The 25,530-nt window shown below is 73.9% G+C and carries 19 protein-coding genes; 14 read left to right on the top strand and 5 right to left on the bottom strand.

Annotated elements, in window-relative coordinates:
• Nucleotides 1–102: 102 nt before the first annotated feature.
• Entirely contained in the window at nt 103–2,871 is a 2,769-nt protein-coding gene (locus ABT160_RS15045) for an FAD-binding and (Fe-S)-binding domain-containing protein (protein WP_351647588.1), read from the top strand.
• 43 nt (nt 2,872–2,914) lie between these two features.
• Here ABT160_RS15045 and ABT160_RS15050 read toward each other — a convergent pair whose 3' ends face one another.
• Together ABT160_RS15050 and ABT160_RS15055 are read right to left on the bottom strand one after the other, a co-directional pair.
• Complete coding sequence (locus ABT160_RS15050) at nt 2,915–4,096, bottom strand: methyltransferase domain-containing protein (RefSeq protein WP_351647559.1); 1,182 nt, start codon at nt 4,094–4,096, stop codon at nt 2,915–2,917.
• Nucleotides 4,093–4,227, bottom strand: a complete 135-nt coding sequence (locus tag ABT160_RS15055; RefSeq protein WP_351647560.1) for a hypothetical protein — start codon at nt 4,225–4,227, stop codon at nt 4,093–4,095. The genes ABT160_RS15050 and ABT160_RS15055 overlap by 4 nt, the downstream gene beginning before the upstream one ends.
• Before the next feature lie 218 nt (nt 4,228–4,445).
• Here ABT160_RS15055 and ABT160_RS15060 point away from each other — a divergent pair, with 218 nt between their 5' ends.
• A complete protein-coding gene (locus ABT160_RS15060) occupies nt 4,446–5,801 on the top strand; it encodes an NsdA family TPR-like regulatory protein (RefSeq protein ID WP_351647562.1) in 1,356 nt (451 codons plus the stop codon).
• Between the two features lie 79 nt (nt 5,802–5,880).
• Here the strand turns inward: ABT160_RS15060 and ABT160_RS15065 are convergent, their stop codons facing one another.
• Complete coding sequence (locus tag ABT160_RS15065; RefSeq protein WP_351647564.1) at nt 5,881–6,744, bottom strand: LysR family transcriptional regulator; 864 nt, start codon at nt 6,742–6,744, stop codon at nt 5,881–5,883.
• 60 nt (nt 6,745–6,804) lie between these two features.
• Between ABT160_RS15065 and ABT160_RS15070 the strand changes: the two genes are divergently transcribed.
• The 10 genes from ABT160_RS15070 (at nt 6,805) to ABT160_RS15115 (ending at nt 19,666) form a co-directional block, all read left to right on the top strand.
• A complete protein-coding gene (locus ABT160_RS15070) occupies nt 6,805–7,782 on the top strand; it encodes an EamA family transporter (protein ID WP_502984229.1) in 978 nt (325 codons plus the stop codon).
• Nucleotides 7,783–7,969: 187 nt separating this feature from the next.
• A complete protein-coding gene (locus ABT160_RS15075) occupies nt 7,970–8,785 on the top strand; it encodes a TIGR03084 family metal-binding protein (protein ID WP_351647566.1) in 816 nt (271 codons plus the stop codon).
• A complete protein-coding gene (locus ABT160_RS15080) occupies nt 8,782–10,497 on the top strand; it encodes an acyclic terpene utilization AtuA family protein (RefSeq protein WP_351647568.1) in 1,716 nt (571 codons plus the stop codon). The genes ABT160_RS15075 and ABT160_RS15080 overlap by 4 nt, the downstream gene beginning before the upstream one ends.
• Nucleotides 10,494–12,092 carry an acyl-CoA carboxylase subunit beta gene (locus tag ABT160_RS15085; protein WP_351647569.1) on the top strand — a complete coding sequence of 533 codons (1,599 nt, stop codon included), beginning with the start codon at nt 10,494–10,496 and terminating at the stop codon, nt 12,090–12,092. Before ABT160_RS15080 ends, ABT160_RS15085 begins: the two co-directional genes overlap by 4 nt.
• Before the next feature lie 67 nt (nt 12,093–12,159).
• Complete coding sequence (locus ABT160_RS15090) at nt 12,160–14,025, top strand: acetyl/propionyl/methylcrotonyl-CoA carboxylase subunit alpha (protein ID WP_351647592.1); 1,866 nt, start codon at nt 12,160–12,162, stop codon at nt 14,023–14,025.
• Entirely contained in the window at nt 14,022–15,173 is a 1,152-nt protein-coding gene (locus tag ABT160_RS15095; protein WP_351647571.1) for an acyl-CoA dehydrogenase family protein, read from the top strand. The genes ABT160_RS15090 and ABT160_RS15095 overlap by 4 nt, the downstream gene beginning before the upstream one ends.
• Before the next feature lie 180 nt (nt 15,174–15,353).
• On the top strand, nt 15,354–16,928 hold the full coding sequence (locus ABT160_RS15100) for a 4-coumarate--CoA ligase family protein (RefSeq protein WP_351647594.1): 1,575 nt from the start codon (nt 15,354–15,356) through the stop codon (nt 16,926–16,928).
• The gene (locus ABT160_RS15105) at nt 16,925–17,674 is read left to right on the top strand and encodes an enoyl-CoA hydratase family protein (protein ID WP_351647573.1); all 750 of its coding nucleotides are present in this window, start codon (nt 16,925–16,927) and stop codon (nt 17,672–17,674) included. Before ABT160_RS15100 ends, ABT160_RS15105 begins: the two co-directional genes overlap by 4 nt.
• Entirely contained in the window at nt 17,662–18,270 is a 609-nt protein-coding gene (locus ABT160_RS15110; RefSeq protein WP_351647575.1) for a TetR/AcrR family transcriptional regulator, read from the top strand. The genes ABT160_RS15105 and ABT160_RS15110 overlap by 13 nt, the downstream gene beginning before the upstream one ends.
• 346 nt (nt 18,271–18,616) lie before the next feature.
• The gene (locus tag ABT160_RS15115) at nt 18,617–19,666 is read left to right on the top strand and encodes an isopenicillin N synthase family dioxygenase (protein ID WP_351647577.1); all 1,050 of its coding nucleotides are present in this window, start codon (nt 18,617–18,619) and stop codon (nt 19,664–19,666) included.
• Nucleotides 19,667–19,787: 121 nt separating this feature from the next.
• Here the strand turns inward: ABT160_RS15115 and ABT160_RS15120 are convergent, their stop codons facing one another.
• On the bottom strand, nt 19,788–20,888 hold the full coding sequence (locus ABT160_RS15120; RefSeq protein WP_351647579.1) for a citrate synthase 2: 1,101 nt from the start codon (nt 20,886–20,888) through the stop codon (nt 19,788–19,790).
• Nucleotides 20,889–21,131: 243 nt separating this feature from the next.
• Here ABT160_RS15120 and pdxH point away from each other — a divergent pair, with 243 nt between their 5' ends.
• Nucleotides 21,132–21,794 (top strand): pyridoxamine 5'-phosphate oxidase, encoded by a 663-nt coding sequence (gene pdxH / locus ABT160_RS15125; protein WP_351647596.1) that lies wholly within the window; start codon nt 21,132–21,134, stop codon nt 21,792–21,794.
• Nucleotides 21,795–22,083: 289 nt separating this feature from the next.
• On the opposite strand, the gene iscB is transcribed toward pdxH, so the two are convergent.
• The gene (gene iscB / locus ABT160_RS15130; protein WP_351647581.1) at nt 22,084–23,412 is read right to left on the bottom strand and encodes an RNA-guided endonuclease IscB; all 1,329 of its coding nucleotides are present in this window, start codon (nt 23,410–23,412) and stop codon (nt 22,084–22,086) included.
• A 624-nt stretch (nt 23,413–24,036) separates the two neighbouring features.
• On the opposite strand from iscB, the gene ABT160_RS15135 reads away from it, so the two are divergent.
• Nucleotides 24,037–25,434, top strand: coding sequence for a PAS domain-containing protein (locus ABT160_RS15135; protein WP_351647582.1), 1,398 nt, complete (start codon nt 24,037–24,039; stop codon nt 25,432–25,434).
• The last annotated feature ends 96 nt before the right edge of the window (nt 25,435–25,530 follow it).

Genomic DNA, 25,530 nt, shown 5'->3' on the forward strand with positions numbered 1-25,530 from the left:
GGTGGCGTGCGGGGTGGTTCCGTGCCGTGTGGTTCCCCGCCGGGCGGGGGCGGACCCGTCGGTTCCGTACCGGACGCGGACGGGGGCGAGCGCGCCCGTGCCGTGGAGGCGGCCCTGCGCGCCGCTGTGCGCGGCGAGGTCGACTTCGGGTCCACCGCCCGGGCCCTGACCACCATGGACGCCTCCAACTACCGCCGGGTGCCGCTGGGCACGGTCGCCCCGCGCGACGCCGACGACGTGGCCGCCGCCCTGGACGCCTGCCGGGCCCACGGCGTGCCCGTCGTCCCGCGCGGCGGCGGCACCTCCATCGCCGGCCAGGCCACCGGCACCGGGGTCGTCCTCGACTTCACCCGGCACATGAACGCCCTGCTGGAGCTGGACCCCGAGGCCCGCACCGCCGTCGTCCAGCCCGGCCTCGTCCTGGACCGGCTGCGCGAGCGCGCCGCCCCGCACGGCCTCACCTTCGGGCCCGACCCCTCCACCCACAGCCGCTGCACCCTCGGCGGCATGATCGGCAACAACGCCTGCGGCTCCCACTCCGTCGCCTGGGGCACCACCGCCGACAACGTCCACGCCCTCGCCGTCACCGGCTACGACGGCACCCCGCGCCGCCTCGCCCGGGGCTGGGACGGCGCCCCCGAGGGACTGAGCGACCTCGTCGCCGCCCACCTCGCCCCGCTGCGCACCGGCTACCCGCGGGGACTGCCCCGGCGGATCTCCGGGTACGCGATCGACGCCCTGCTGCCCGAGCACGGCACCGACCTCGCCCGCGCCTACTGCGGCAGCGAGGGCACCCTCGCCGTCCTCACCGAGGCCACCGTGCGCCTCGTCGAGGCCCCGCCCGCCCGGGCCCTCGCCGTCCTCGGCTACCCCGACGAGGGCGCCGCCGCCGACGCCGCCCCCGGACTCCTGCCGCACCACCCGCTCACCGTCGAGGGCATGGCCGCCGACCTGGTGCGCGACCCGGCCGCCCGGGCCGCCCTGCCGCGCGGCGCCGCCTGGCTGTTCGCCGAGGCCGGCGGCGCCACCCCCGAGGAGGCCCGGGCCCGCGCCGCCGCCCTGGCCCGCGCCGCCGACCCGCTCGACGCCCGGGTGGTCACCGACCCCGCCGGGCAGCGCGCCCTGTGGGCGCTGCGCGAGGACGCGGCGGGCACCGCGACCCGCGGGCCCGACGGCGGCGAGGCCTGGCCCGGCTGGGAGGACTGCGCCGTGCCGCCCGCCCGGCTCGGCGCCTACCTGCGCGACTTCCGCGCCCTGCTGGCCCGGCACGGCCTCAGCGGCACGCCCTACGGCCACTTCGGCGACGGCTGCGTCCACGTGCGCGTCGACTTCGACCTCGTCACGCCCCGGGGGGTGGCCCGCTTCCGGGAGTTCTCCGAGGACGCCGCCGAGCTGGTCGCCGCGCACGGCGGCTCGCTGTCCGGCGAACACGGCGACGGGCTGGCCCGCGCCGAACTCCTGCCGAGGATCTACGGGCCCGAACTCATCGGCCTCTTCGGCCGGTTCAAGGACCTGTGGGACCCGGACGGCGGCCTCAACCCCGGCGTCCTGGTCCGCCCCGCGCCCCTCGACGCCGACCTGCGCTTCGCGGTCCTGCCCCGTACGCCCGTCGACGTGGCCTTCGGCTACCCGCAGGACGGCGGCGACTTCAGCGCGGCCGTCCGCCGCTGCGTGGGCGTCGCCAAGTGCCGTACGCAGGGCCCCGCTTCGGGCCCGTCCGTGATGTGCCCCTCCTACCGGGCCACCGGCGAGGAGGCGCACTCCACGCGCGGGCGGGCGCGCCTGCTGCACGAGATGCTCGCGGGCGAGGTCGTCACCGACGGCTGGCGGTCGCGGGAGGTGCTGGACGCCCTCGACCTGTGCCTGTCCTGCAAGGGGTGCCGCAGCGACTGCCCCACCGGCGTCGACATGGCCACCTACAAGGCCGAGTTCCTGCACCAGCACTACGCGGGCCGCCGCCGCCCCGCCGCGCACTACGCGCTCGGCCACCTCCCGCGCTGGCTGCGCGCCGCCGCGCCGCACGCGCGGCTGCTCAACCTCGCGGCGCGCGTCCCCCCGCTCGCCGCCCTCGCCAAGCGCGCCGCGGGCCTCGCCCCCGAACGCGACCTGCCGCGCCTCGCCCCGGAGACCTTCCGGGACGCCTGCGCGGCGCGCGGCCCCCAGCCCGAGGCCCCCGACCTGCTGCTGTGGCCGGACACCTTCACCGAGCACCTGTCGCCCCAGGTGGGCGGCGCGGCCCTGGCCGTCTTCGACGCGGCGGGCCTCACGGCGGCGGTCCCCCAGGGCCGGGTCTGCTGCGGCCTCACCCTGGTCTCCACCGGCCAGCTCGACCACGCGCGCCGGGTGATGCGCCGCACCCTGGACGCCCTCGGCCCGCTGGACGGCCGCCCCGTCGTCGTCCTCGAACCCAGCTGCGCCGCGGCCCTGCGCACGGACCTGCCCGAACTCCTCGGGGACGACCCGCGCGCCGGTGAACTGGCCGCCTCCGTACGCACCTTCGCCCAGGCCCTGGAGGAACTGGCCCCGCACTGGCAGCCCCCGCGCCTGGACCGCCCGGTGGCCGGCCAGACCCACTGCCACCAGCACGCGGTCCTGGGCGACGCGGCCGAACGCCGCCTGCGCGCCCGCGCGGGCCTCACCGGCACGCTCAGCGGCGGCTGCTGCGGCCTGGCGGGGAACTTCGGCTTCGAGAAGGGCCACCACGAGGTGTCGGTGGCCTGCGCGGAGGACCAACTGCTTCCGTCGGTACGCAAGTCACCCCCGGCCACGGAACTCCTGGCGGACGGCTACTCCTGCCGCACGCAACTGTCCCAACTGGAGGGCCTCCGGGCGAGGCACTTGGCGGAGGTCCTGGCGGAGGGGCTGGGGTAGGGGGGCTTCCGGTGGCCGGGGCCGGGGCAGACGGGCCGGCGCATCACCTCCGGACAGGCACGAGGGACGTCGGCGAGTCGAGCCACACGCGTTCGCCGTCGTCGTCCACGGTCAGCCCGAAGCGCTCGAAGCCCGGACGCCCCTGGGCGTCCCACCAGCGCCACGCGAGCTCCAGCTCGTCCCAGAGCCGGCGTGCGCCGAACTGGACGACGCCGAACTTCTCGTGTCCCGGGACGTAGTCCGCCGTCGCCCAGGCCGAGACCCGCATGTTCAGCAGCCACAGGCGGTAGGAGCCGCCGTCGAGCCACTCGACGCGGCAGAACAGGTCCGGTACCTGAACACCGATGGCGAACATGTGGATCCAGTCCCCCACGTCATCAGGCGAGAGGGTCGTCTCCGAGCGCACGCCGACGTCCGGCCACCGGTCCGCCTTGGGGAACCGGGCGGTCGCGGGGAACGACTTGCGTTGCGTACTGATGCGCATGAACGCCGACGACGCCACGAACGGGCCTTCGGCCGTGCCGTCCTCGCCCACGGTGAGCCGGGCCACGGCTTCGCCGCCGTACGCCGGTCCCCACGGAGTGACGATCAGACCGCCCGCCACGGTCTGTTCGCGCCACGCTGCCGGGACGCTGCCGACCGAGCACGTAGCGATCAGGCGATCGTACGGTGAGCCGTCGGCGTAGCCCTCCGCGCCGTCCCCGGTGATGACCTTCGGGTGCAGGCCCGCGAGACGCAGTCGGTCGCGGGCGGCCGCGGCCGTCGTGTGGTCGACCTCGACCGACATGATGTTGTCACCGCCGAGCCGGTGTGCCAGGAGCCCGGCGTTCCAGCCCGTGCCCGTGCCGACCTCCAGCACCTTCTGTCCCTCGGCCACGTCGAGCGCGGTGAGCATGGTGAACACCATCGTCGGCATGCTGTTCGAACTCGTCGGTGTCCGCCCCCTCTGGGGTCCGGTGTACCGGCCGCCGTCCCACTGCGTCGTGATCGGCGCGTCCCGGTACACGGCGTCCCACCAGAGGTCCGGATCGCCGTCCAGGGTGACCCGGTCGTCCTGACGGTTCATCCCCGCGCGCCCGGGCCAGATGGTGTCGGGGACGAACAGGTGGCGCGGCACCGCCCGGTAGGCGGGGAGCCATTCACCCGTGAGCGCGCCCGACTCCATGAGCGCGGAGGCGAGCCGCGGCGGGCCCGCCTCCTCCGGATCGTTGTCCGTCGCGGTCACTTGCCGTCCGCCGGGTTCTGCCCGTCACTGGTATTGCCGCCCTCGTCGCTGCCCCCGCCGCCGTGCTTGTTGCCGGAGTCACTGTCGTCCTGCGGGTTACCGGCCATGAAGAGGGTCCACCATTTCGTCATTGCGCGACCTCCGTTGTCAGCCCGTTCTTCGAACGCCCGAACGGAGATCCAGTGGTCCCGTCCCGGGCGCATGATCCCCCGGCGGTACGAGGGCCCTCGTCCGGCTGGCGATCTGTCCTTCTTCTACGCAACCGCACGAAGGCACTCGGCGGTACCGTTGAAGGGCGGCCGGAGTATGAAAGCCATGAACGCCACGTCAGAGGTCGGGAGTTGAGGCCATGGCCAGTCGAGCACGCACCCCGAACCCCGACCTGGCGCGCCTGCTCGACCAGGCCGGGTGGACGCGCTCGCAGTTCGCGTCGATCATCAACCGCATGGGCGCCGAAGCCGGGATGCACCTTCGGTACGACCAATCGGCCGTGTCGCACTGGGTGAGCGGCACCATGCCGAACGCGCCGGTCAGGCGTCTGATCGTCGAAGCGTTCTCGCGCAAGCTGCACCGCACCGTCACACACGCGGAAGCAGGTCTGCCGATGGTGCCGTCCGGTCAAGCGCCGTCGGAGGTCGCCACTGTCGAGGAAATCGTCGATCTAGGAAGGGCTGACATGGACCCGTCCCGTCGGGGTGTGATCGCCGCAGCCGGCCTGTTCTCCGCCACCTTGGCCGTGCCGCTCTTCGCTGAAATCGCCCACGCCGCGGAAAAGCCGCCGGTGGCGTCGGGCAAGAAGACGGTACGGATCGGTGCGGGTCAGGTCGAGTCCGTACGAAGGATGACGGACAAGATCGCGGACATCCTTGACGAACTCGGTGGTGCGCACGCCCGGCCGATGGCCGCCGCCTTCCTCGTCAACACCGTCGTCCCGTGGCTGCGCGCGGAAGCAACAGCCGCCGTCCGGAGGGACATGTGGGCCGCCGCGTCCGACTTTGTGTACCTGACCGGCTGGATGGCGATGTACGAGCGGGACCACGGTACCGCGCAGACCTACTACCTCAAGGCGCTGCGGCTCGCGGGGCGGGCGGAAGACCACGTGACGTACTGCCGGACGCTTCGGGGCATGAGCCTGCAGGCCTCCCACCTCGGTCACGGGCCCCTCGCGCTGGAATTGGCGGACTCCGCCGCCGAAGCGGCGCCGAAAGCGGGTCCACGACTTCGAGCGTTCCTCACCGGTCAACAAGCGCATGCCGCTTCGATGGTCGGGGATCACCGCCGCGCACGGGGTCTGCTCGCCGCCACCGAATCCGCCCTGATGCGGGCGGACAACAGGCGTGAGTCGATCGGTGGGTACGACCATGCGGCCTACTCGTTCCACGTCTCCCACGTGCTCCACGAGGGAAAGGACCTTCCGGGGTCGATCAGCGCACTGCAGCAGGCGCTCAGGGTCCAGCCGCCTCATGAACGCCAAGGGCGTGTGCACTTCAACGCCGTATTGGCGCAACGGCAAATGGAACACGGTCATGTGGATGCGGCGTGCGAGTCGTGGTCGCGTTTCCTCGCGGACTACGAGCACATTTCGTCTTCCCGCGGAGACGAGCACTTCGACACCATGCGCCTGCGCCTGAAGCCGCACAGGAACGTCCGCGCGGTACGTGAACTCGCGCCACGCATTCGACAGGTGGCCGCACTCAAGGGATAGGCGCGTGGAGGGGGTAGAAGGCCCCGCACCCGCGCCCCAATGGCCCCAGCGCCCCGTACCGGAGCGCACCCGTACCCCCCTACCGCCCCCGTACGATCCCCCTCGCCACCTCCAGCAGTGCTCCCACCGCCGGGTGCGTGTCGCCGTCGCGCCAGGCCAGGGTCACCCGGAGCGGTGGGGCGTCGGTCAGGGGGCGGAACTCCACGCCCGGGTACGGGTGCATCCCCGCCGTCGAGGCCGCCGACACCCCCACCCCGCGCCCCGCCGCGATCGCCGCCAGCCAGTCGTCGGTGTTGCCCACCGTCAGCGTCGCCGACGGCCGCCCGCCCTCGGGCCACAGCTCCACCGTGGTCGTCCCCGACACCGTGTTCAGCACCACCGGCTCCGCCGCCAGGTCGGCCAGCGTCAGGGTCGCGCGCCGGGCCAGCGGGCCGTCGGCCGCGACCGCCGCGACCCGCCGCTCCACCAGCAGCTCCTCCGTCACCAGGCCCGGCGCGTCCACCGGCCCCCGCAGCAGCGCCGCGTCGACCTCGCCGCGCAGCAGCCCCGCGGTGCGGTCGTCCACCCGCAGCAGTTCCAGCGGCGTCCCCGGGTGCTCCCGCTGCCAGCGCCGCAGCAGCGGCGTCGTGTACGGGCCGAAGGCCGACCAGGCGTGCCCGAGCCGCAGCGGCCGGTGCGCCAGTGCCGCCGGGTCGACCGCCGCGTCGAACGCGGCGACGGCGGCCCGCGCCGGTCCGAGCAGCGCCCGCCCCTCGGCGGTGAGGGCCAGGTGGTGGGTGGAGCGGTCGACCAGCCGCGTCCCCAGGTGGCGTTCGAGTGCGGCCAGCGTCCTGGAGGCGGCGGGCTGGGTGATCCCGAGGTGTTCGGCGGCCCGGGTCACGCCGCCCTCGCGGGCGATGGCGAGGAAGCAGCGCAGGTGGCGGACCTCGATCGACGATGTCATGCGCGCGGAGCATAACCGCAGTGCAGAACGCATTTCACAGAGCGCGCCGCGATCCGTACCGTGAACCGGGTGACCACCGCACGTACGGCCGAGAACGGCAGCCCCGCAGCCTCCGCGCACCCCGCCGACCCCGCGGCGTCCGCAAGCGGCCCCGTCCCCGGGTCCGGCCGTTCCCTCGGCGCGCTCGGGCCGGTCGCGCTGGTCCTCGCGGGCGGGCTCTCCGTCCAGTTCGGCGCGGCGGTCGCGGTCCTGCTGATGCCCAGGGCCGGCGCCTTCGGCGTGGTGACCCTGCGCCTGGTGCTCGCGGCGCTGGTGCTGCTCGTGGTGTGCCGCCCCCGGCTGCGCGGCCACTCGCGCGCGGACTGGGGCACGGTGGTCGTCTTCGGCGCCGCCATGGCCGCCATGAACGCGCTCTTCTACCAGGCGGTGGACCGCATCCCGCTGGGCGCCGCGGTGACCCTGGAGGTGCTGGGCCCGCTGGTCCTCTCGGTGGCGGCCTCGCGCCGTCTGGTGAACGTGCTCTGGGCCGCCCTGGCCCTGGGCGGGGTGGCCCTGCTGGGCGGCGGCGGCTTCGGCGGCGGCCTGGACCCGGTGGGCGCGGCGTGCGCGCTGGGCGCGGGCGCGATGTGGGCGGCCTACATCGTCTTCAGCGCCCGCACCGGGCGGCGCTTCCCGCAGGCGGACGGGCTGGCGCTGGCGATGGCGGTCGGCGCGCTGCTGACGCTGCCGCTGGGGCTGGTGGAGTCCGGTTCCCGGCTGGTGGTCCCGTCCACGGTGCTGCTGGCGCTCGGGGTGGCCGTGATGTCCTCGGTGCTGCCGTACACCCTGGAGCTGCTGGCCCTGCGCAGGCTGCCCGCGCCCACGTTCGCGGTCCTGATGAGCCTGGAGCCGGCGATCGCCGCGGTGGCCGGCTTCCTGCTCCTGGACCAGGTGCTCTCGGCCCGGGACGCGGTGGCGATCGCGCTGGTCATCGCGGCCAGCATGGGCGCGGTGCGCTCGGCCACCAAGGCGGGCAGGCCCGCGCCGATCGACGGCTAGTACGCCCAGTACGCCTCAAGACCCCGCCGATCGACCGCTCGTCACCTCCCAAGACCCCCGCGCCACGGGACAGTTGCGGCCGCGCACCCCGCGCGGAAACCAAAGCAAGCACGCTTGATTGTTTCTCGCGGCGCTGCCATGCTCGCCACGCAACGACACACCGCCGCCCCCCGAGGGGAGCACCAACGTGTCCCACCCGCCCGGCCGCCCCACCGCACTCCTGACCGGCCTGCTCGGCGACCTCCGCGACGAGGGCGCCCAGCTCGACGCCCTGGTCGCCGGAGTGCCCGACGCCGCCTGGGCCACGCCCACCCCGGCCGCCGGCTGGAGCGTCGCCCACCAGGTCGCCCACCTCGCCTGGACCGACGAGGCCGCGCTGCTCGCCGCGCACCGGCCCGACGCCTTCGCCGCGCACGTCGAGCAGGCGCTGAAGGCCCCGGACTCCTTCGTCGACGAGGGCGCCGCTGCGGGCGCCGCGCTCCCGCCCCGCGAGCTGCTCGCCCGCTGGCGCACCGGGCGGGACCGGCTCGCGGAGACCCTGCGCGACGCCCCCGCGGGCACCCGGCTGCCCTGGTACGGCCCGGCCATGTCGGCCGCCTCCATGGCGAGCGCCCGGCTGATGGAGACCTGGGCCCACGGCCAGGACGTCGCCGACGCCCTCGGAGTCGTACGCACCCCCACCGACCGGCTCCGGCACGTCGCCCGGATCGGCGTGCGGGCCCGGGACTACGCCTACTTCGTACGCGAACTCACGCCGCCCGCACAGGAGTTCCGCGTCGAGCTGACCGGCCCCGACGGGCAGCTGTGGACGTACGGACCCTGGGACGCCGCCCAGCGGGTCACCGGACCGGCCCTCGACTTCTGCCTGCTGGTCACCCAGCGCGCCCACCGCGCCGACCTGGCCGTGCTCGCCGAGGGACCCGACGCCGACCGCTGGCTGGACATCGCCCAGGCCTTCGCCGGACCGGCCGGGAACGGGCGCCCGCGCAAGGGGGAGCGATGACCGGCCCGCTGCGGATCGGCAACGCCTCCGGCTTCTACGGCGACCGCTTCGACGCGGTCCGCGAGATGCTGGAAGGAGGCCCCCTCGACGTCCTCACCGGCGACTACCTGGCCGAGCTGACCCTGCTCATCCTCGGCCGCGACCGCCTCAAGGACCCCTCCCTCGGCTACGCCAAGACCTTCCTGCGCCAGCTGGAGGACACCCTCGGCCTCGCCCACGACAAGGGCGTGAAGATCGTCGCCAACGCGGGCGGCCTCAACCCCGCTTCCCTGGCCGGCGCCGTCCGCGACCTCGCCGCCAAGCTGGGCGTCCCGGTGCGCGTCGCGCACGTCGAGGGCGATCTGCTCCCCGCCGAGGACGGCGTGCTGACCGCCAACGCCTACCTCGGCGGCTTCGGCATCGCCGCCTGCCTGCGGGCCGGCGCCGACGTCGTGGTCACCGGCCGCGTCACCGACGCCGCCCTGGTCACCGGGCCCGCCGCCGCCCACTTCGACTGGGGCCCCGACGACCTCGACGCGCTCGCCGGGGCCGTGGTCGCCGGGCACGTCCTGGAGTGCGGCACCCAGGCCACCGGCGGCAACTACTCCTTCTTCCGCGAACTGCCCGGCGAGGGGGCGCGCCGCCCCGGCTTCCCGATCGCCGAGATCCACGCCGACGGCTCCTGCGTCATCACCAAGCACCCCGGCACCGGCGGCGCGGTCGACCTCGGCACGGTCACCGCGCAACTGCTCTACGAGACCGGCGGCGCCCGCTACGCCGGGCCCGACGTCACCGCCCGCCTGGACACGGTGCGCCTGTCCCGGGAGGGACCGGACCGGGTGCGGATCGGCCCGGTGCGCGGCGAGGCCCCGCCGCCCACGCTCAAGGCCGGGGTCACCCGGCTCGGCGGCTGGCGCAACGAGGTGGTGTTCGTGCTCACCGGCCTGGACGTGGACGCCAAGGCGGAGCTGGTCAAGGCGCAGGTGGACGACGCCTTCGGGCGGGCCGGGGCGCGCCCGGCCGAGGTGCGCTGGGAGCTGGCGCGCACCGACCGGGCCGACGCGGACACCGAGGAGACGGCCAGCGCGCTGCTGCGGCTGGTGGTGCGGGACGCGGACGCCGGGCGGGTGGGGCGGGCGGTGAGCGGCGCGGCGGTGGAGCTGGCGCTCGGCTCCTACCCGGGCTTCCACGTGACGGCGCCGCCGGGGCGCGGGGCGCCGTACGGGGTGTTCGAGGCGCGGTACGTGCCCAGGGACGCGGTGGAGCACGTCGCGGTGGTGCCGGACGGGTCGCGGGTGGCGGTGCGGGAGCCCGTACGGACAAGGGTGTTGGAGCCGGTCGAGGAGCCCGAGCCGCCCGCGCCGCTGCCGCCGGGGCCGGTGCGGCGGGCGCCGCTGGGCCGGGTGGCGGGGGCCCGCAGCGGGGACAAGGGCGGGGACGCGAACGTGGGGGTGTGGGCGCGGACGGATGACGGATGGCGATGGTTGGTCCATCAGATGACCGTTGACCAACTTCGTCAGCTGCTACCTGAAATCCGTCATCTGTCAGTCGTCCGTCATCAGTTGCCCCACCTGCGGGCCCTCAACTTCACCGTCCACGGGCTCCTCGGCGAGGGCGTCGCCTCCCAGGCCCGCTTCGACCCGCAGGCCAAGGCCCTGGGCGAATGGCTGCGCGCCCGCCACCTCGACATACCGGTGTCCCTGCTCGACGACGCCCCGGAGGACCTCACGTGACCGTGCTCAGCAGCGCCCTCGACCCGCGGGACGCCGACCACCTGGCCCACCGCGAGGCCATGCTCGCCAAGCTCGCCGCCCTGGAGGCCGAGCACGCCAAGGCCCTCGCGGGCGGCGGCGAGAAGTACACCGAGCGCCACCACCGGCGCGGCAAGCTGCTGGCCCGCGAGCGGATCGAGCTGCTCCTCGACCCCGACTCGCCGTTCCTGGAGCTGTCGCCGCTGGCCGCCTGGGGCAGCGACTACCCGGTCGGCGCGTCCATGGTCACCGGCATCGGCGTGATCGAGGGCGTGGAGTGCCTGGTCACCGCCAACGACCCGACCGTGCGCGGCGGCGCCTCCAACCCCTGGACCCTGAAGAAGGCCCTGCGCGCCAACGAGATCGCGCTCGCCAACCGGCTGCCCTGCGTCAGCCTCGTCGAGTCCGGCGGCGCCGACCTGCCCTCGCAGAAGGAGATCTTCATCCCGGGCGGCGCCATCTTCCGCGACATCACCCGGCTCTCGGCCGCCGGGATCCCCACGGTCGCGGTGGTGTTCGGCAACTCCACCGCCGGAGGCGCGTACGTCCCCGGGATGTCCGACCACACCGTGATGATCAAGGAGCGGTCCAAGGTCTTCCTCGGCGGGCCGCCGCTGGTGAAGATGGCCACCGGCGAGGAGAGCGACGACGAGTCCCTGGGCGGCGCCGAGATGCACGCCCGCACCTCCGGACTGGCCGACCACTACGCGCTGGACGAGCGGGACGCGCTGCGCACCGCCCGCCGGATCGTCGCCCGGCTCAACCACCGCAAGGCGCACGCCGATCCGGGCCCGGCCGAGCCGCCGAAGTACGACCCCGAGGAGCTGCTCGGCATCGTCCCCGGCGACCTCAAGGAGCCCTTCGACCCGCGCGAGGTGATCGCCCGGATCGTCGACGGCTCGGACTTCGACGAGTTCAAGCCGCTGTACGGGACCTCGCTGACCACCGGCTGGGCGCGGCTGCACGGCTACCCGGTCGGCATCCTCGCCAACGCCCAGGGCGTGCTGTTCTCCGCCGAGTCGCAGAAGGCCGCCCAGTTCATCCAGCTCGCCAACCAGCGGGACATCCCGCTGCTCTTCCTGCACAACACCACCGGTTACATGGTCGGCAAGGAGTACGAGCAGGGCGGCATCATCAAGCACGGCGCGATGATGATCAACGCGGTGTCCAACTCGAAGGTCCCGCACCTGTCGGTCCTGATGGGCGCCTCCTACGGCGCGGGCCACTACGGCATGTGCGGGCGCGCCTACGACCCCCGCTTCCTCTTCGCCTGGCCCAGCGCCAAGTCGGCCGTGATGGGCCCCCAGCAGCTCGCGGGCGTCCTGTCGATCGTGGCCAGGGCCTCGGCCGCGGCCAAGGGGCAGCCCTACGACGAGGAGGCCGACGCCGGACTGCGCGCCGTGGTGGAGCAGCAGATCGAGGCGGAGTCGCTGCCGGTGTTCCTGTCGGGGCGGCTGTACGACGACGGGGTCATCGACCCCCGCGACACCCGCACGGTCCTGGGGATGTGCCTGTCGGCGATCCACACGGCCCCGGTCGAGGGGACGCGCGGTGGCTTCGGCGTCTTCCGGATGTGACGGGCCCCGGCGCGGCCCGGGACGCGGCGAAGGACACCCACACGACGGAGGCGGTACGCCCATGGCACTGATCCGGACCCTGCTGGTCGCCAACCGGGGCGAGATCGCCTGCCGCGTCTTCCGCACCTGCCGGGAGCTCGGCATCGCGACGGTCGCGGTGTACGCGGACGCCGACGCGGGCGCGCTGCACGTGCGGGAGGCCGACGCGGCCGTGCGGCTGCCGGGGTCGGCGCCCTCGGACACGTACCTGCGCGGCGACCTGGTGGTGAAGGCGGCGCTCGCGGCGGGCGCGGACGCGGTCCACCCCGGCTACGGCTTCCTGTCCGAGAACGCCGGCTTCGCGCGGGCCGTCCTGGACGCGGGCCTGACCTGGATCGGGCCGCCGCCGGAGGCGATCGAGGCGATGGCGTCCAAGACCCGCGCCAAGGAGCTGATGGGCGTCGCCCCGCTCGCCTCGGTCACCGCGGCGGACCTGCCGGTGCTGGTGAAGGCGGCGGCGGGCGGCGGCGGCCGCGGCATGCGCGTGGTACGTGAACTGGGAGCCCTGGAAGAGGAGTTGGCGGCGGCCCGGGCGGAGGCGCTGAGCGCGTTCGGTGACGGGGAGGTCTTCGTCGAGCCCTACCTGGAGGACGGCCGCCACGTCGAGGTGCAGGTCCTCGCCGACGCGCACGGCACGGTGTGGACGCTGGGCACCCGGGACTGCTCCCTCCAGCGCCGCCACCAGAAGGTCGTTGAGGAGGCGCCCGCCCCCGGGCTCTCGGCCGCGCTCCAGGCCGAACTGGCCGGCTCCGCCCTGCGGGCCGCCCGCGCCACCGGCTACCTGGGCGCCGGGACGGTGGAGTTCCTGGTGCGGGGGGAGCGGGCGCACTTCCTGGAGATGAACACCCGCCTCCAGGTCGAACACCCCGTCACCGAGGCCGTGTTCGGCCTCGACCTGGTCGCCGAGCAGATCCGGATCGCCGAAGGGGCCGCCCTGGCCCCGGAGCCGCCGGCCGCGCGCGGCCACGCGGTGGAGGTGCGGCTGTACGCGGAGGACCCGGCGCGCGACTGGGCGCCGCAGACCGGGGTCCTCGACCGGTTCGACGTGCCGGACACCGTGCGCGTGGACACCGGCTTCGCCGCCGGGGACGCGGTCGGCGTGCACTACGACCCGATGCTCGCCAAGGTCGTCGCGCACGCCCCGACCCGCGCCGAGGCGGTGCGCCGGCTGGCCGGGGCGCTGGCCCGCACCCGGGTGCACGGCCTGACCACCAACCGCGACCTGCTGCACCGCACCCTGCTCCACCCCGACTTCGCCGGGGCCCGGATCGACACCGGCTTCTTCGACCGCCACCTGGACGCCCTGACCGGCCCCGGGGCGGGGGAGGAGCGGGCGGCGGTGGCCGCCGCGCTGGCGGACGCGGCGCGCCGGGGCGGCCGGTTCGGGGCCTGGCGCAACGTGCCGTCCGCGGCGCAGTCCAAGACCTACGGCGCGCACGAGGTGCGCTACCTGCGCACCCGCGACGGCTACGACGTACGGGCCCCGCAGGGCGTCCGCGCGGTCGCCGTCGCCCCGGACCGGGTGGCCCTCGAAGCCGACGGCGTCGTACGCCACTACGACGTCACCGCCTACCCGGACGGGCGCGTCCACGTCGACTCCCCGGCCGGGTCCTGGGCGCTGGCCGAGGCCCCCCGCTTCCCCGAGCCGGAGTCCGGCGCCGAACCGGGCTCCCTGCTCGCGCCGATGCCCGGCACGGTCGTCCGGGTCGCCGGGGTCGCCGTGGGCGAGCGCGTGACGGCCGGGCAGCCCCTCGTCTGGCTGGAGGCGATGAAGATGGAGCACCGCGTCACCGCTCCCGCCACCGGCACGCTCCACGCACTGCACGCCGCCCCCGGCCGCCAGGTCGAGGTCGGCGCCCTGCTCGCCGTCGTCAAGGAGGACGCCACACCATGAACAGCGTCACCACGAACGTCATCGAGACCGAGGAGCAGCGGGCCCTGCGCGCCGCCGTGGCCGCGCTGGGCCGCCGGCACGGGCGCGGCTACGACCGCGAGGCGCTGTGGGCGGAGGCCGGCAAGCTCGGCTACCTGGGCGTGAACCTCCCCGAGGAGTACGGCGGCGGGGGCTCCGGCATGGTCGAACTCTCCCTCGTCCTCGAGGAGTTGGGGGCGGCGGGCTGTCCGCTGCTGATGATGGTCGTCTCGCCCGCGATCTGCGGCACCGTCATCGCCCGGTTCGGCACCGAGGAGCAGAAGCGCCGCTGGCTGCCGGGCCTCGCGGACGGCACCCGCACCATGGCGTTCGGCATCACCGAGCCCGACGCCGGGTCCAACTCGCACCGCATCACCACCACCGCCCGCCGCGACCCGGACACCGGCGACTGGCTGCTGACCGGCCGCAAGGTGTTCATCTCCGGCGTCGACATCGCCGACGCCACCCTGATCGTGGGCCGCACCGAGGACTCCCGCACCGGACGGCTCAAGCCGTGCCTGTTCGTCGTCCCGCGCGACGCCGAGGGCTTCGGGCGCCGCCAGATCGACATGGAGCTCCAGGCCCACGAGAAGCAGTGGGAGCTGACCCTGGACGAGGTGCGGCTGCCCGCCGACGCGCTGGTCGGCGACGAGGACGCGGGCCTGCTCCAGCTGTTCGCCGGCCTCAACCCCGAGCGCGTCATGACCGCCGCGTTCGCGATCGGCATGGGGCGCTACGCGCTGGGCCGGGCCGTGGAGTACGCCAAGGAGCGCCAGGTGTGGAAGACCCCCATCGGCGCCCACCAGGCCATCGCCCACCCGCTCGCCCAGGCGCACATCGACCTGGAACTGGCGGCCCTGATGATGCGCAAGGCGGCACTGCTGTACGACGCGGGCGACGACATGGGCGCGGGCGAGGCCGCGAACATGGCGAAGTACGCGGCGGGCGAGGCGTGCGTCAAGGCGGTCGACCAGGCGGTGCACACGCTCGGCGGCAACGGCCTGACCCGCGAGTTCGGCCTGGCGTCGCTCATCACGGCGGCCCGGGTGGCGCGGATCGCCCCGGTCAGCCGCGAGATGATCCTGAACTTCGTCTCGCACCAGTCGCTGGGCCTGCCCAAGTCCTACTGAGGCCCAATTCATCACGGAACAAGGGGTGTTCCCGGATCCGACCGGATCCGGGGTCTCCCCAACCGGCCCGCGCAGGGGAGATTCTGACCTCCACCACACCGAGTCGCGTCGAAGGGACCGGCCATGTCGTCTGGGTCTTCCGGGTCGTCAGGTTCGTCAGGTTCGTCAGTGCAGTCAGGGATCCACCACAGCGAGTACGCGGACGTGCCGGCCGTCTCCCAGCCCATCCACGACGTCGTGCTGGGCCGGGCCGCCGCCGACTACGGTGACGCGCCCGCACTGGTCGACGGGATCACCGGCACCACCGTCAGCTACGCCCAGCTGGACCTCTACCACCGGCGCATCGCGGCGGCGCTGGCCGACGCGGGCGTGCGCAAGGGCGACGTGGTCGCCCTGCACAGCCCCAACTCGGTCGTCTACCCGGCCGTGTTCCACGCCGCGACCCGGGCCGGGGCCTGCGTCACCACCGTCCACCCGCTGGCCACGGCCGAGGAGTTCGCCAAGCAGCTCAATGACTCCTCGGCCCGCTGGATCGTCACCGTCTCCCCGCTCCTGGAAGTCGCCCGCCGCGCCGCCGAACTCGTCGGCGGCATCGAGGAGTTGTTCGTCTGTGACCGGGCCGAGGGGCACCGCTCGGTCCTCGACATGCTGGCCTTCGACGGGCCCGAGCCGCAGGTGGACATCGACCCCGCCGAGGACGTCGCCGTCCTGCCGTACTCCTCCGGCACCACCGGCGAGCCCAAGGGCGTCATGCTCACCCACCGCTCCCTGGCCACCAACCTCGCCCAGCTCCAGCCCCTGATCCCGATGGGCCCCGGCGACCGCATCCTCGCCGTCCTGCCGTTCTTCCACATCTACGGCATGACCGCGCTGCTCAACGCCCCGCTGCGGCACGGTGCCACCGTCGTCGTCCTGCCCCGCTTCGAACTCGACCAGTTCCTCGCCGCCATCGAGAAGCACCGCGTCACCGGCCTGTACGTCGCCCCGCCGATCGTCCTCGCCCTCGCCAAGCACCCCGCCGTCGCCCGCTACGACCTCAGCTCCCTGCGGTACCTGCTCAGCGCCGCCGCGCCGCTCGACGCGCGCCTCGCCCAGGCCTGCTCCGCCCGGCTCGGACTGCCGCCCGTGCGCCAGGCGTACGGCATGACGGAACTCTCTCCCGGCACCCACGCCGTCCCCCTGGACGCCCAGGACCCGCCGCCCGGCACCGTCGGCAAGCTCGTCCCCGGCACCGAGATGCGCGTCCTCTCCCTGGAGACGCCCGGCAAGGACGCCGCCCCCGGCGAGGAGGGCGAACTCGCCTTCCGCGGACCGCAGGTGATGAAGGGCTACCTGGGCCGCCCCGACGCCACCGCCGCCATGATCGACCCCGACGGCTGGGTGCACACCGGCGACGTGGGCCGCGTCGACGAGGACGGCTGGCTCTTCGTCGTCGACCGGGTCAAGGAACTCATCAAGTACAAGGGCTTCCAGGTCGCCCCCGCCGAACTGGAGGCGCTGCTGCTCACCCACGAGGGCATCGCCGACGCCGCCGTCATCGGCGTCTACGACGACGACGGCAACGAGGTGCCCAAGGCGTACGTCGTGCGCCAGCCCGGCGCCACCGACCTCGACGCCGACGCGGTGATGTCGTTCGTCGCGGCGAAGGTCGCACCGTACAAGAAGATCCGCCGCGTCGAGTTCGTCCAGGGAGTACCCCGGGCGGCATCGGGAAAGATCCTGCGACGCAGGCTCAGGGACCGGGAGGACGCATGACGGAGGAACCGGCGGTCTTGGTGTCGCCCCAGCCGGACCGGGGCATCACCACGCTCACCCTGGACGCGCCACGCGCCCGCAACGCACTCTCCGCCCGCCTCGTCGCCGAACTGGCCGGGGCGCTGGAGCGGTGCGGCAAGGATCCGGCCGTGCGCGCCGTCGTCCTCACCCACACCGGCGCTGTGTTCAGCGCGGGCGCCGACCTCAAGGCGCCGCCCAGCCCGTACGCCTTCGTGGACCTGATGCGGCAGATCGTGGAACTGCCCAAGCCCGTCCTCGCCCGCGTCACCGGCAAGACCCGCGCCGGTGGCCTGGGACTGCTCGGCGCCTGCGACGTCGTGATCGCCTCCGAGGAGTCCGACTTCGCGTTCACCGAAGTACGCATCGGGGTCGCCCCGGCCGTCATCTCCCTGCCGCTGCTGCCCCGCCTCGACCCGCGCGCCGCCGGACGCTACTACCTCACCGGCGAGACCTTCGACGCCGCCACGGCCCGCGCCATGGGCCTGGTCACCGAGACCGCGCCCGACGTCGACACCGCCCTCGCCCCGCTCCTCGACGCCCTGCGGCGCGGCTCCCCGCAGGGCCTGGCCCACAGCAAGCGCCTGGTCACGGCTAAGGTGCTGGAAACCTTCGAGCGCGACGCCGAGGAACTCGTACAGCGGTCGGCGTCGCTGTTCGCCTCCGCCGAGGCGCGCGAGGGGATGACCGCCTTCCTCGAACGACGGGACCCCGCATGGGTGTGGTGACACCACCCGCCAAGTCGCCCAAGCAGGACCGCAGCCGGGCCACCCGGCAGCGCCTCCTCGAAGCGGCCGTGGCCTGCCTGGCCGAGGTCGGCTGGGCGGGCTCGACGGTGTCCGTGGTCGCCGAGCGCGCCGGCGTCTCCCGCGGCGCCGCCCAGCACCACTTCCCCACCCGCGAGGGCCTGTTCACCGCCGCCGTCGAGTACGTCGCCGAGGAACGCTCCCAGGCCCTGCGCACCCTCCCGGCCCGCGACCGCGCCGCCGTCGTCGAGGCGCTCGTCGACCTCTACACCGGCCCGCTCTTCCGCGCCGCCCTGCACCTGTGGGTCGCCGCCTCCGACGAGGAACAGCTGCGCACCCGGGTCGTCGAGCTGGAAGCCCGGGTCGGCCGCGAGACCCACCGCATGGCCGTGGAACTGCTCAAGGCCGACGAGTCCCGCCCCGGCACCCGCGAGACCGTCCAGGGCTTCCTCGACATGGCCCGCGGACTGGGCCTGGCCAACCTCCTCACCGACGACCGCGCCCGCCGCCGCCGGGTCGTCGCCCAGTGGACGCGGATCCTGGACGGGGCGCTGGGGGAGCCGGACCGGGGGGCGTGATGCGGGGGGCGTGACCCGGCGTCCGAGGAGGTGACCCGGGGCGTGACCCCCGGGGGCATGACCCGGCAGCCGAGCAGCTGAGCCGGCGAGGCCGCCCACCGCTGTGACGGACGCCACACCGCGCCCGCCGTCCGCGCAGTATCCTGGCCCCATGCTTCCGCTCGTACGCCGTCGCCACGTGGACTACGTCCGCGTCACGAGCATGGCCTGTCAGCCGTACGCCTGACCCCGGCCACCCCTTCCACCACTCCGGACCCACACGCACCCACCCCGCCGCACCCCGCGCGGGCACCCGGTGCGGGCGCACACACCGCGCAGGCCGGGGACTCACCCAGCGGACGCACCCATGTCGCACACGCCCCTGTCGTACACGCAGCTCCCCGTCATCGACCTCTCCGCGGCCGACCGCGGCCCCCAGGCCCGCCGCCTGCTCCACGCCCAGCTGCACAGCGCGGCCCACGGCGTCGGCTTCTTCCAGCTCACCGGCCACGGCGTCACCCCGGAGCGCACCCGCGCCCTCACCGACGCCATGAAGGCCTTCTTCGCCCTGCCCGAAGCCGACCGGCTCGCCCTCGACAACGTCAACTCCCCCCACTTCCGCGGCTACACGCGCACCGGCGACGAACGCACCGGCGGCTCCCGCGACTGGCGCGACCAGCTCGACATCGGCCCCGAACTCCCCGCCCGCGCCCCCGCCCCCGGCGAACCCGCCTACTGGTGGCTCCAGGGCCCCAACCAGTGGCCCGCCGCCCTGCCCGCCCTGCGCACCGCCGCCCTCGACTGGATCGCCACCCTCACCGGCGTCGCCGAGAAGCTGCTCCACGAACTCCTCGCCGCCATCGGCGCCCCCGCCGACTTCTACGACGACGTCTTCGGCGACCGCGCCCACACCCACCTCAAGCTCGTCCGCTACCCCGGCAGCTCGGCCGACGGCAGCGCCCAGGGCGTCGGCGCCCACAAGGACTACGGCTTCCTCACCCTGCTGCACCAGGACACCGTCGGCGGGCTCCAGGTCCAGCGCGAGGACGGCGAGTTCCACGACGTGCCCCCGCTGCCCGGCGCGTTCGTCGTCAACCTCGGCGAGCTCCTCGAAGTCGCCACCGACGGCTACCTCCTCGCCACCAACCACCGCGTCGTCTCCCCGCCCGGCGCCACCGAGCGCTACTCGGTGCCGTTCTTCTACAACCCCCGGCTGGACGCCCGCGTGGAACCCCTCGCCTTCCCGTACGCCGCCCACGCCCCCGGCGTCACCACCGACCCGGAGAACCCGCTCTTCGCCGAGTACGGCCGCAACGAGCTCAAGGGCAAGCTGCGGGCCCACCCGCTCACCACCGCCCGCCAGCACGCCGACCTGATCCTCACCGAGGCCCGCCACGAGCAGCTCGCGGACGCGTGACGCCCGGGAACCCGGGGCCGGGAACGCCAACGGGGCCCGTCGCACGCCCACGTACGACGGACCCCGATGGCGAATCGTTCCGGCGCGGCGGGACCCGCCGCGCCCGATCGGCCGAGCCCGCTCAGCCGGCGATGTCGGCGAAGCCCTCGATCTCGCGCGGGCTCCGGGTGCCCGGACCCGTGTAGCGCGCCGAAGGACGCACCAGGCGCCCCGTCCGCTTCTGCTCCAGGATGTGCGCCGACCAGCCCGCCGTACGCGCACACGTGAACATCGACGTGAACATGTGCGCCGGGACCTCCGCGAAGTCCAGCACGATCGCCGCCCAGAACTCCACGTTCGTCGCCAGCACCCGGTCGGGACGCCGCGCGTGCAGCTCCTCCAGCGCCGCCTTCTCCAGCGCCTCCGCCACCTCGAAGCGCGGCGCCGCCAGCTCCCGCGCCGTCCGCCGCAGCACCCGCGCGCGCGGGTCCTCCGCCCGGTACACCCGGTGGCCGAAGCCCATCAGCCGCTCGCCCTTGTCCAGGGCCTTGCGCACGTACGCGGTCGCGTCACCCGTGCGCTCGATCTCCTCGATCATCCCCAGCACCCGCGACGGCGCACCGCCGTGCAGCGGACCCGACATCGCGCCCACCGCGCCCGACAGCGCCGCCGCCACGTCCGCGCCCGTGGACGCGATGACCCGGGCGGTGAACGTCGACGCGTTCATCCCGTGCTCGGCGGCCGACGTCCAGTACGCGTCCACGGCCTTCACGTGCTTCGGGTCCGGCTCGCCGCGCCAGCGGATCATGAACCGCTCCACCACCGACTGCGCCTTGTCGATCTCGCCCTGCGGCACCATCGGGAGCCCCTGGCCGCGCGCCGACTGCGCCACGTACGACAGCGCCATCACCGCCGCCCGCGCCAGGTCGTCACGGGCCTGGCGCTCGTCGATGTCCAGCAGCGGCTTCAGGCCCCACACCGGGGCGAGCATCGCCAGCGCCGACTGCACGTCCACCCGGATGTCACCCGAGTGCACCGGGATCGGGAACGGCTCGGCCGGCGGCAGACCCGGGTTGAACGCCCCGTCCACCAGCAGGCCCCACACGTTCCCGAAGGACACGTGCCCCACCAGGTCCTCGATGTCGACACCCCGGTAGCGGAGGGCCCCGCCCTCCTTGTCCGGTTCGGCGATCTCCGTTTCGAACGCGACGACTCCTTCGAGTCCGGGTACGAAGTCGGACATCAGGCGGCTCCTCATGAGATGTGAGAGCGGGGCGTGGGGGCCGGGCGCTCGGATTGCTCAGGTGTGATGCCCCGTACGCGCGCCGGTCACCCGCCGCAGTCGTAGGGAAGCAACAGTCGTCCAGCGCACGAGTCTGTACGGTTCCTCCGATGCGGGGAAGCGTGACATCCGGCACACTGCGCCGATCCGGCGACGAAGGATTAACGGCACGCGGTGCCGGGCACACTGCGGCCCTACGGCAGGATGGGGACCGTGACCGACGCACCGGACCCCGCCGCCATGCGCGAGCAGTACCGCACCACCGATCTCGTCGAGTCGGACCTCGCGCCGACGCCCATGGACCAGTTCGCGCGCTGGTTCAAGGAGGCCACCACGGCCGGCCTCACCGAGCCGAACGCCATGGTCGTCTCCACCGCGACCCCCGAAGGCCGCCCGTCGAGCCGCACCGTGCTGCTCAAGGGGTACGACGACCGGGGCTTCGTCTTCTTCACCAACTACGGCTCCCGCAAGGGCCGCGAACTGGCCGCGAACCCGTACGTCTCGCTGCTCTTCCCCTGGCACGGCCTGGCCCGCCAGGTGATCGTGACCGGCACCGCGTGCCGCGTGGGACGCGACGAGACGGCGGCCTACTTCCGCACCCGCCCGCACGGCTCGCAACTGGGCGCCTGGGCCAGCGAGCAGTCCACGGTGATCGCCTCCCGCGCCGAACTGGTCGCCCGCTACGAGGACCTGACGGCCCGCTACCCCGAGGACGAACAGGTCCCGGTCCCCCCGAACTGGGGCGGCTTCCGGGTCGACCCGGAAGCGGTGGAGTTCTGGCAGGGCAAGGAGAACCGCCTGCACGACCGCCTGCGGTACGTGGGCGCGGGCGAGGGCGCGTGGCGCCTGGAGCGGCTTTCGCCCTGAGGAGTTGGAAAGCGGGGGCCCGTGAAGGGCCCCCGGAAACGCAGACGACCCGTGGGCCTTGGTCCCTCTGCCTCGCGCGCGGCAATCGAGGGAGCCGGCCGGACTTACCGGCGGCCCACGGGTCGGGTGACTGCTGTGGTGTTCGGCAGACGGCCTGCCGAGGTGCACTAAGTGCGACTGGCAGGCCGTTAGGCCGCAGTCACCTCGTTGGTCCGTACAGAAATCACTGTCGGATCACCTCCCTTCAAACGTGAGCACCACTTTAGGAAGCCGCCGGAAACGCGGCAATCTATTTTTTGACCTCGGGTTTCGTGGTGTACGTGTAGCCGTCCGCACGCTGGAGGAGCCGCAGTTTCCTGTGCACGACGGTGCGGCGCACGGTGGACGTGGTGACGCTGTGCTTCCCGTCGGCCCGGACGGCCACGCGTCCGGTCCAGCACCCCAGGCGTGAGGTGACGCGTACGAGGTCGCCGGTGATGAAGCCGTGGTGCCGCTTCTGGCGGGAGCGGTAGAGGCGCGGGAAGCCGAAGCGGTCCGGGGTGGTGCGGGCGTACGAGCCGCGGCCGGTCGACTTGATCACCCGGACCCGGTCGGGGACGCGCACGATCGCGTCCCCCGCCGCGTTGTCGAGCGGCCCGACGCAGACGGCGTCGAGGGTGTGGGTCTTGGCGAGTCCGGCTCTGGTGCGGGTCCCTTTCGTCAGGTGGCCTGACCAGCAGTGCACCGGAAGGGAGAGGCTTTCGAGTGACGCGATGAGCTGGACGCGTACGGCATTCATGGCGGCGGCGTCGCGCAGGGACGGCCTGAGCTGCCCCGCAATGGCGGCCAGGGTTTCGGGACGGTCGGCGAGGAAGGCGGCGAGGGAGTGCGCGCCTTTGGCGCGATTGCAGTCCTCGCAGGCGAGTACGAGATTCGTGACCCGGTTTGAGCCTCCGCGACTCCGGGGGCGTACGTGCTCGATGTTGAGGGGCACTCCGGTGGCGCCGCAGTAGGCGCAGCTCTTGTCCCACTTCGCCCGGAGGTGGGCGCGGACGTCAGTTCCGGCGAGCGGGCCGTTGCGGTGTTCTCCGGAGCTCAGATTCCTGCCTGCGCCCATGGTGTGGGTGTCGAAGGTGCAGCTCTCGACGTGGATCTCGGTGACGGGTGCGTAGCGGCAGAGGCGGCGGGCCGTGGACGTGGTGGAGTCGACCCGGTGTTGCAGGGAGGGCGGGAGCCAGCCGCGCCTGCGTTCGCGGTTGCGGGATCTCTGGGGGCGGTAGCGGCAGTGGTCGGACCGGCGTCTGTGCCGGTATCCCGCTCGCTGGCCCATGGCCTTGTGGATCTGGGCGCCGCGATGCCGGAGTTCGACGGTGTGGAGCCCTCGGCGCGCGGTGACGGTCCGTCCGTCTGGTCGCAGTTCCTTCTTGGATTCGGTGAGTGCCATCCCGGTGCCCTGGGATCCCGGGTCGATCCGCAACTGGACGCCGTCGACGTCGGATTCCGCTCTCGTACGGTCCTTGAGCCGGATGGCGAACGGGGTGTGCCGGGCTACCACGGCGCGTCCCTTGCGGAGGAGTTCGCGCGCGCGGGCCGGGTGGCACGGCATGAGGGGGTGTCCGTGTCGGTCGAGCACGAACACCCTGGGTGCTCCGAAGCCTCCGTCGTACGGAGGGGTGGGGTGTGGGGCGTCACCGCCCCTGGTCTCTGCCTGTTCGGCGTGTCGCCGACGGTTCCCGGTGCGGTGGCCGCCGGTCTCCCCTCGCCCATGTGTCCCGCCGGTGTCCCGCGCGGTGGCGGGATGTCCGTGAGCCGTTTCGTCCCTGCTCCCAGGGGTGTCTGCTCCCACGGATTCCAGAGCGGGCTGCTGAGGAAGCACAGCCCGGTGGGTCTGCTCGCCTGCGGGGAACGTAGTCATCGGAGGCACCTCTCCTGATCAAGGGATCGTGATGACTGGGGCTGTTCACTCGGCTCGCCCTGACTGATGGCAAGCGGGAGCGAGTGATCTCCTTTCGTCGCGTGTGCGGCGAAACTAGCCCCTGCGTGATCGCGCGCGCCCGAAAACCCCCTCCACTCACACGAATGTGCGAACCAGCTCACCTCTTGGAACAAACGCCCACAGAACGTGCTAGCGCTCCCTATCCACTCCACCCCACCAGCCCCCTGCCCCATCGATTTCCCCGAACCTCATGTGTCCTGCGTCACGTTCGAGTTGAATGATCGGACGTGCGGACGCACACCGGACACGTCCGTCAAGGGGGCCGGGATGAGTGCTTCCAGGAGTGAGACCACCAGTGCGCTGGGGCCCGACGAGCCTGGTCGGGAGGGGGCCGGGGCGGATCTGCTGGCCGCGTTGCTGGACGGGATGGACGCCGCGCTGTGCGCGTTCGACGCCCGTGGGGTGGTGACCCACTGGAACCGGGAGGCCGAGCGGATCCTCGGCTGGAGTGCCGGGGAGGCGGTGGGCAGGGACGGGTTCGCCGGGTGGGCGGTGCGCAGTGCCGACGCCGACGAGGTGCGCGGGCGGCTGATGGCCGTGATGGACGCGCCGGGGCGGCAGGTGCACGAGTTCGCGCTGGTGCGCAAGGACGGCGGGCGGGTGCTCGTGCGGATGCAGTCGGCCGGGGTGCGGGCCGGGGACGGGTCGCCGGCCGGGGTGTACTGCGCCTTCAGCGAGGTGCACGCGCAGATCGACCTGGAGCGGTCCATCGCGATGAGCGAGGCGCTGTTCGAGGACGCGGCGTGGGGCGTGGTGCTGGTCGACGTGGACCTGCGGCCGACGGTGGTGAACGGTCTGGCGACCCGGACGATCGGGGCCGGGCGCACCGGGCTGCTGGGGCGGCCGCTGGGCGAGCTGGTGGTGCAGGGCGTGGAGGACCTGGAGGGCGCGCTGCAGCACGTGCTGGCCGAGGGGCCGCCGGGGTCGCTGGTGGAGTTGTGGGTGACGCTGCGCACGGCCGAGGGGGAGCGGCGGCGGTGCCTGCGGTCGGGGTTCCTGCGGCTGGCGTCGCCGCTGGCGGAGGAGCCGGTGCCGCTGGGCGTGGGCTGGTTGTTCCAGGACGTGACGGAGGCGCGGCTGGCGGAGCAGGAGGCGGACCGGCTGCGGTTCCGGTCGAGCCAGCTGCACCGGGCGGGGGCGGCGGCCGCGGAGTGCGAGGACCCGTTGGAGGCGGCGGCGGCGTACCTGGACTTCGCGCTGGCGGGGTTCGCGGACCACGTGCTGGTGGACGTGTGCGCGCGGGGGCGTCTGGTGCGGGTGGCGGGGACGCCGTCGGGGTCGCCGGGGCCGGTGACGCTGGTGCCGGGGGTGGCGCTGGGCGCGGTGGTGTCGGGGGCGGGGATCCCGGTGCGGTACCCGGCGGGGCATCCGGCGGCGCAGGCGGTGGACCGGGCGGGTTCGGTGCGGGCGAGTGCGGGGGAGCGGGCGGCGGAGGGCTGGGCGGTGGAGCGGCAGTGGCCGCGGGACGCGGTGCACGGCTTGTGTTCGGTGCTGCGCAGCCGGGGCCGGACGCTGGGGGTGGTGACGTTCCTGCGGGGCGGGGCGCGGGCGGGGTTCGAGCGGGGGGACGCGGTGTTCGCGGAGAGTGTGGCGGTGCGGGTGGCGCTGGCGCTGGACCTGGCCGCGGCCGGGGCGGGGCCGGGGCCGGGGGTGGAGGAGCAGTGACGCGGGGGGGGCCCGCCCGGGGGGGGCGGGCCGCCCCCCCCGGGGGCGGGTGGGGTGTCCCGCCCCGGGGGGAAGGGGCGCCACCCCGCGGGCAGG

The organism is Streptomyces sp. NPDC001941, from assembly GCF_040296945.1.
Lineage (GTDB): Bacteria > Actinomycetota > Actinomycetes > Streptomycetales > Streptomycetaceae > Streptomyces.

Coding starts and splice junctions, on each gene's coding strand:
- ABT160_RS15055 (WP_351647560.1), bottom strand. CDS start 4,227: ATGACGAAATGGTGGACCCTCTTCATGGCCGGTAACCCGCAGGACGAC.
- ABT160_RS15060 (WP_351647562.1), top strand. CDS start 4,446: ATGGCCAGTCGAGCACGCACCCCGAACCCCGACCTGGCGCGCCTGCTC.
- ABT160_RS15065 (WP_351647564.1), bottom strand. CDS start 6,744: ATGACATCGTCGATCGAGGTCCGCCACCTGCGCTGCTTCCTCGCCATC.
- ABT160_RS15080 (WP_351647568.1), top strand. CDS start 8,782: ATGACCGGCCCGCTGCGGATCGGCAACGCCTCCGGCTTCTACGGCGAC.
- ABT160_RS15095 (WP_351647571.1), top strand. CDS start 14,022: ATGAACAGCGTCACCACGAACGTCATCGAGACCGAGGAGCAGCGGGCC.
- ABT160_RS15105 (WP_351647573.1), top strand. CDS start 16,925: ATGACGGAGGAACCGGCGGTCTTGGTGTCGCCCCAGCCGGACCGGGGC.
- ABT160_RS15110 (WP_351647575.1), top strand. CDS start 17,662: ATGGGTGTGGTGACACCACCCGCCAAGTCGCCCAAGCAGGACCGCAGC.
- ABT160_RS15115 (WP_351647577.1), top strand. CDS start 18,617: ATGTCGCACACGCCCCTGTCGTACACGCAGCTCCCCGTCATCGACCTC.
- ABT160_RS15120 (WP_351647579.1), bottom strand. CDS start 20,888: ATGTCCGACTTCGTACCCGGACTCGAAGGAGTCGTCGCGTTCGAAACG.
- pdxH (WP_351647596.1), top strand. CDS start 21,132: ATGGGGACCGTGACCGACGCACCGGACCCCGCCGCCATGCGCGAGCAG.
- ABT160_RS15135 (WP_351647582.1), top strand. CDS start 24,037: ATGAGTGCTTCCAGGAGTGAGACCACCAGTGCGCTGGGGCCCGACGAG.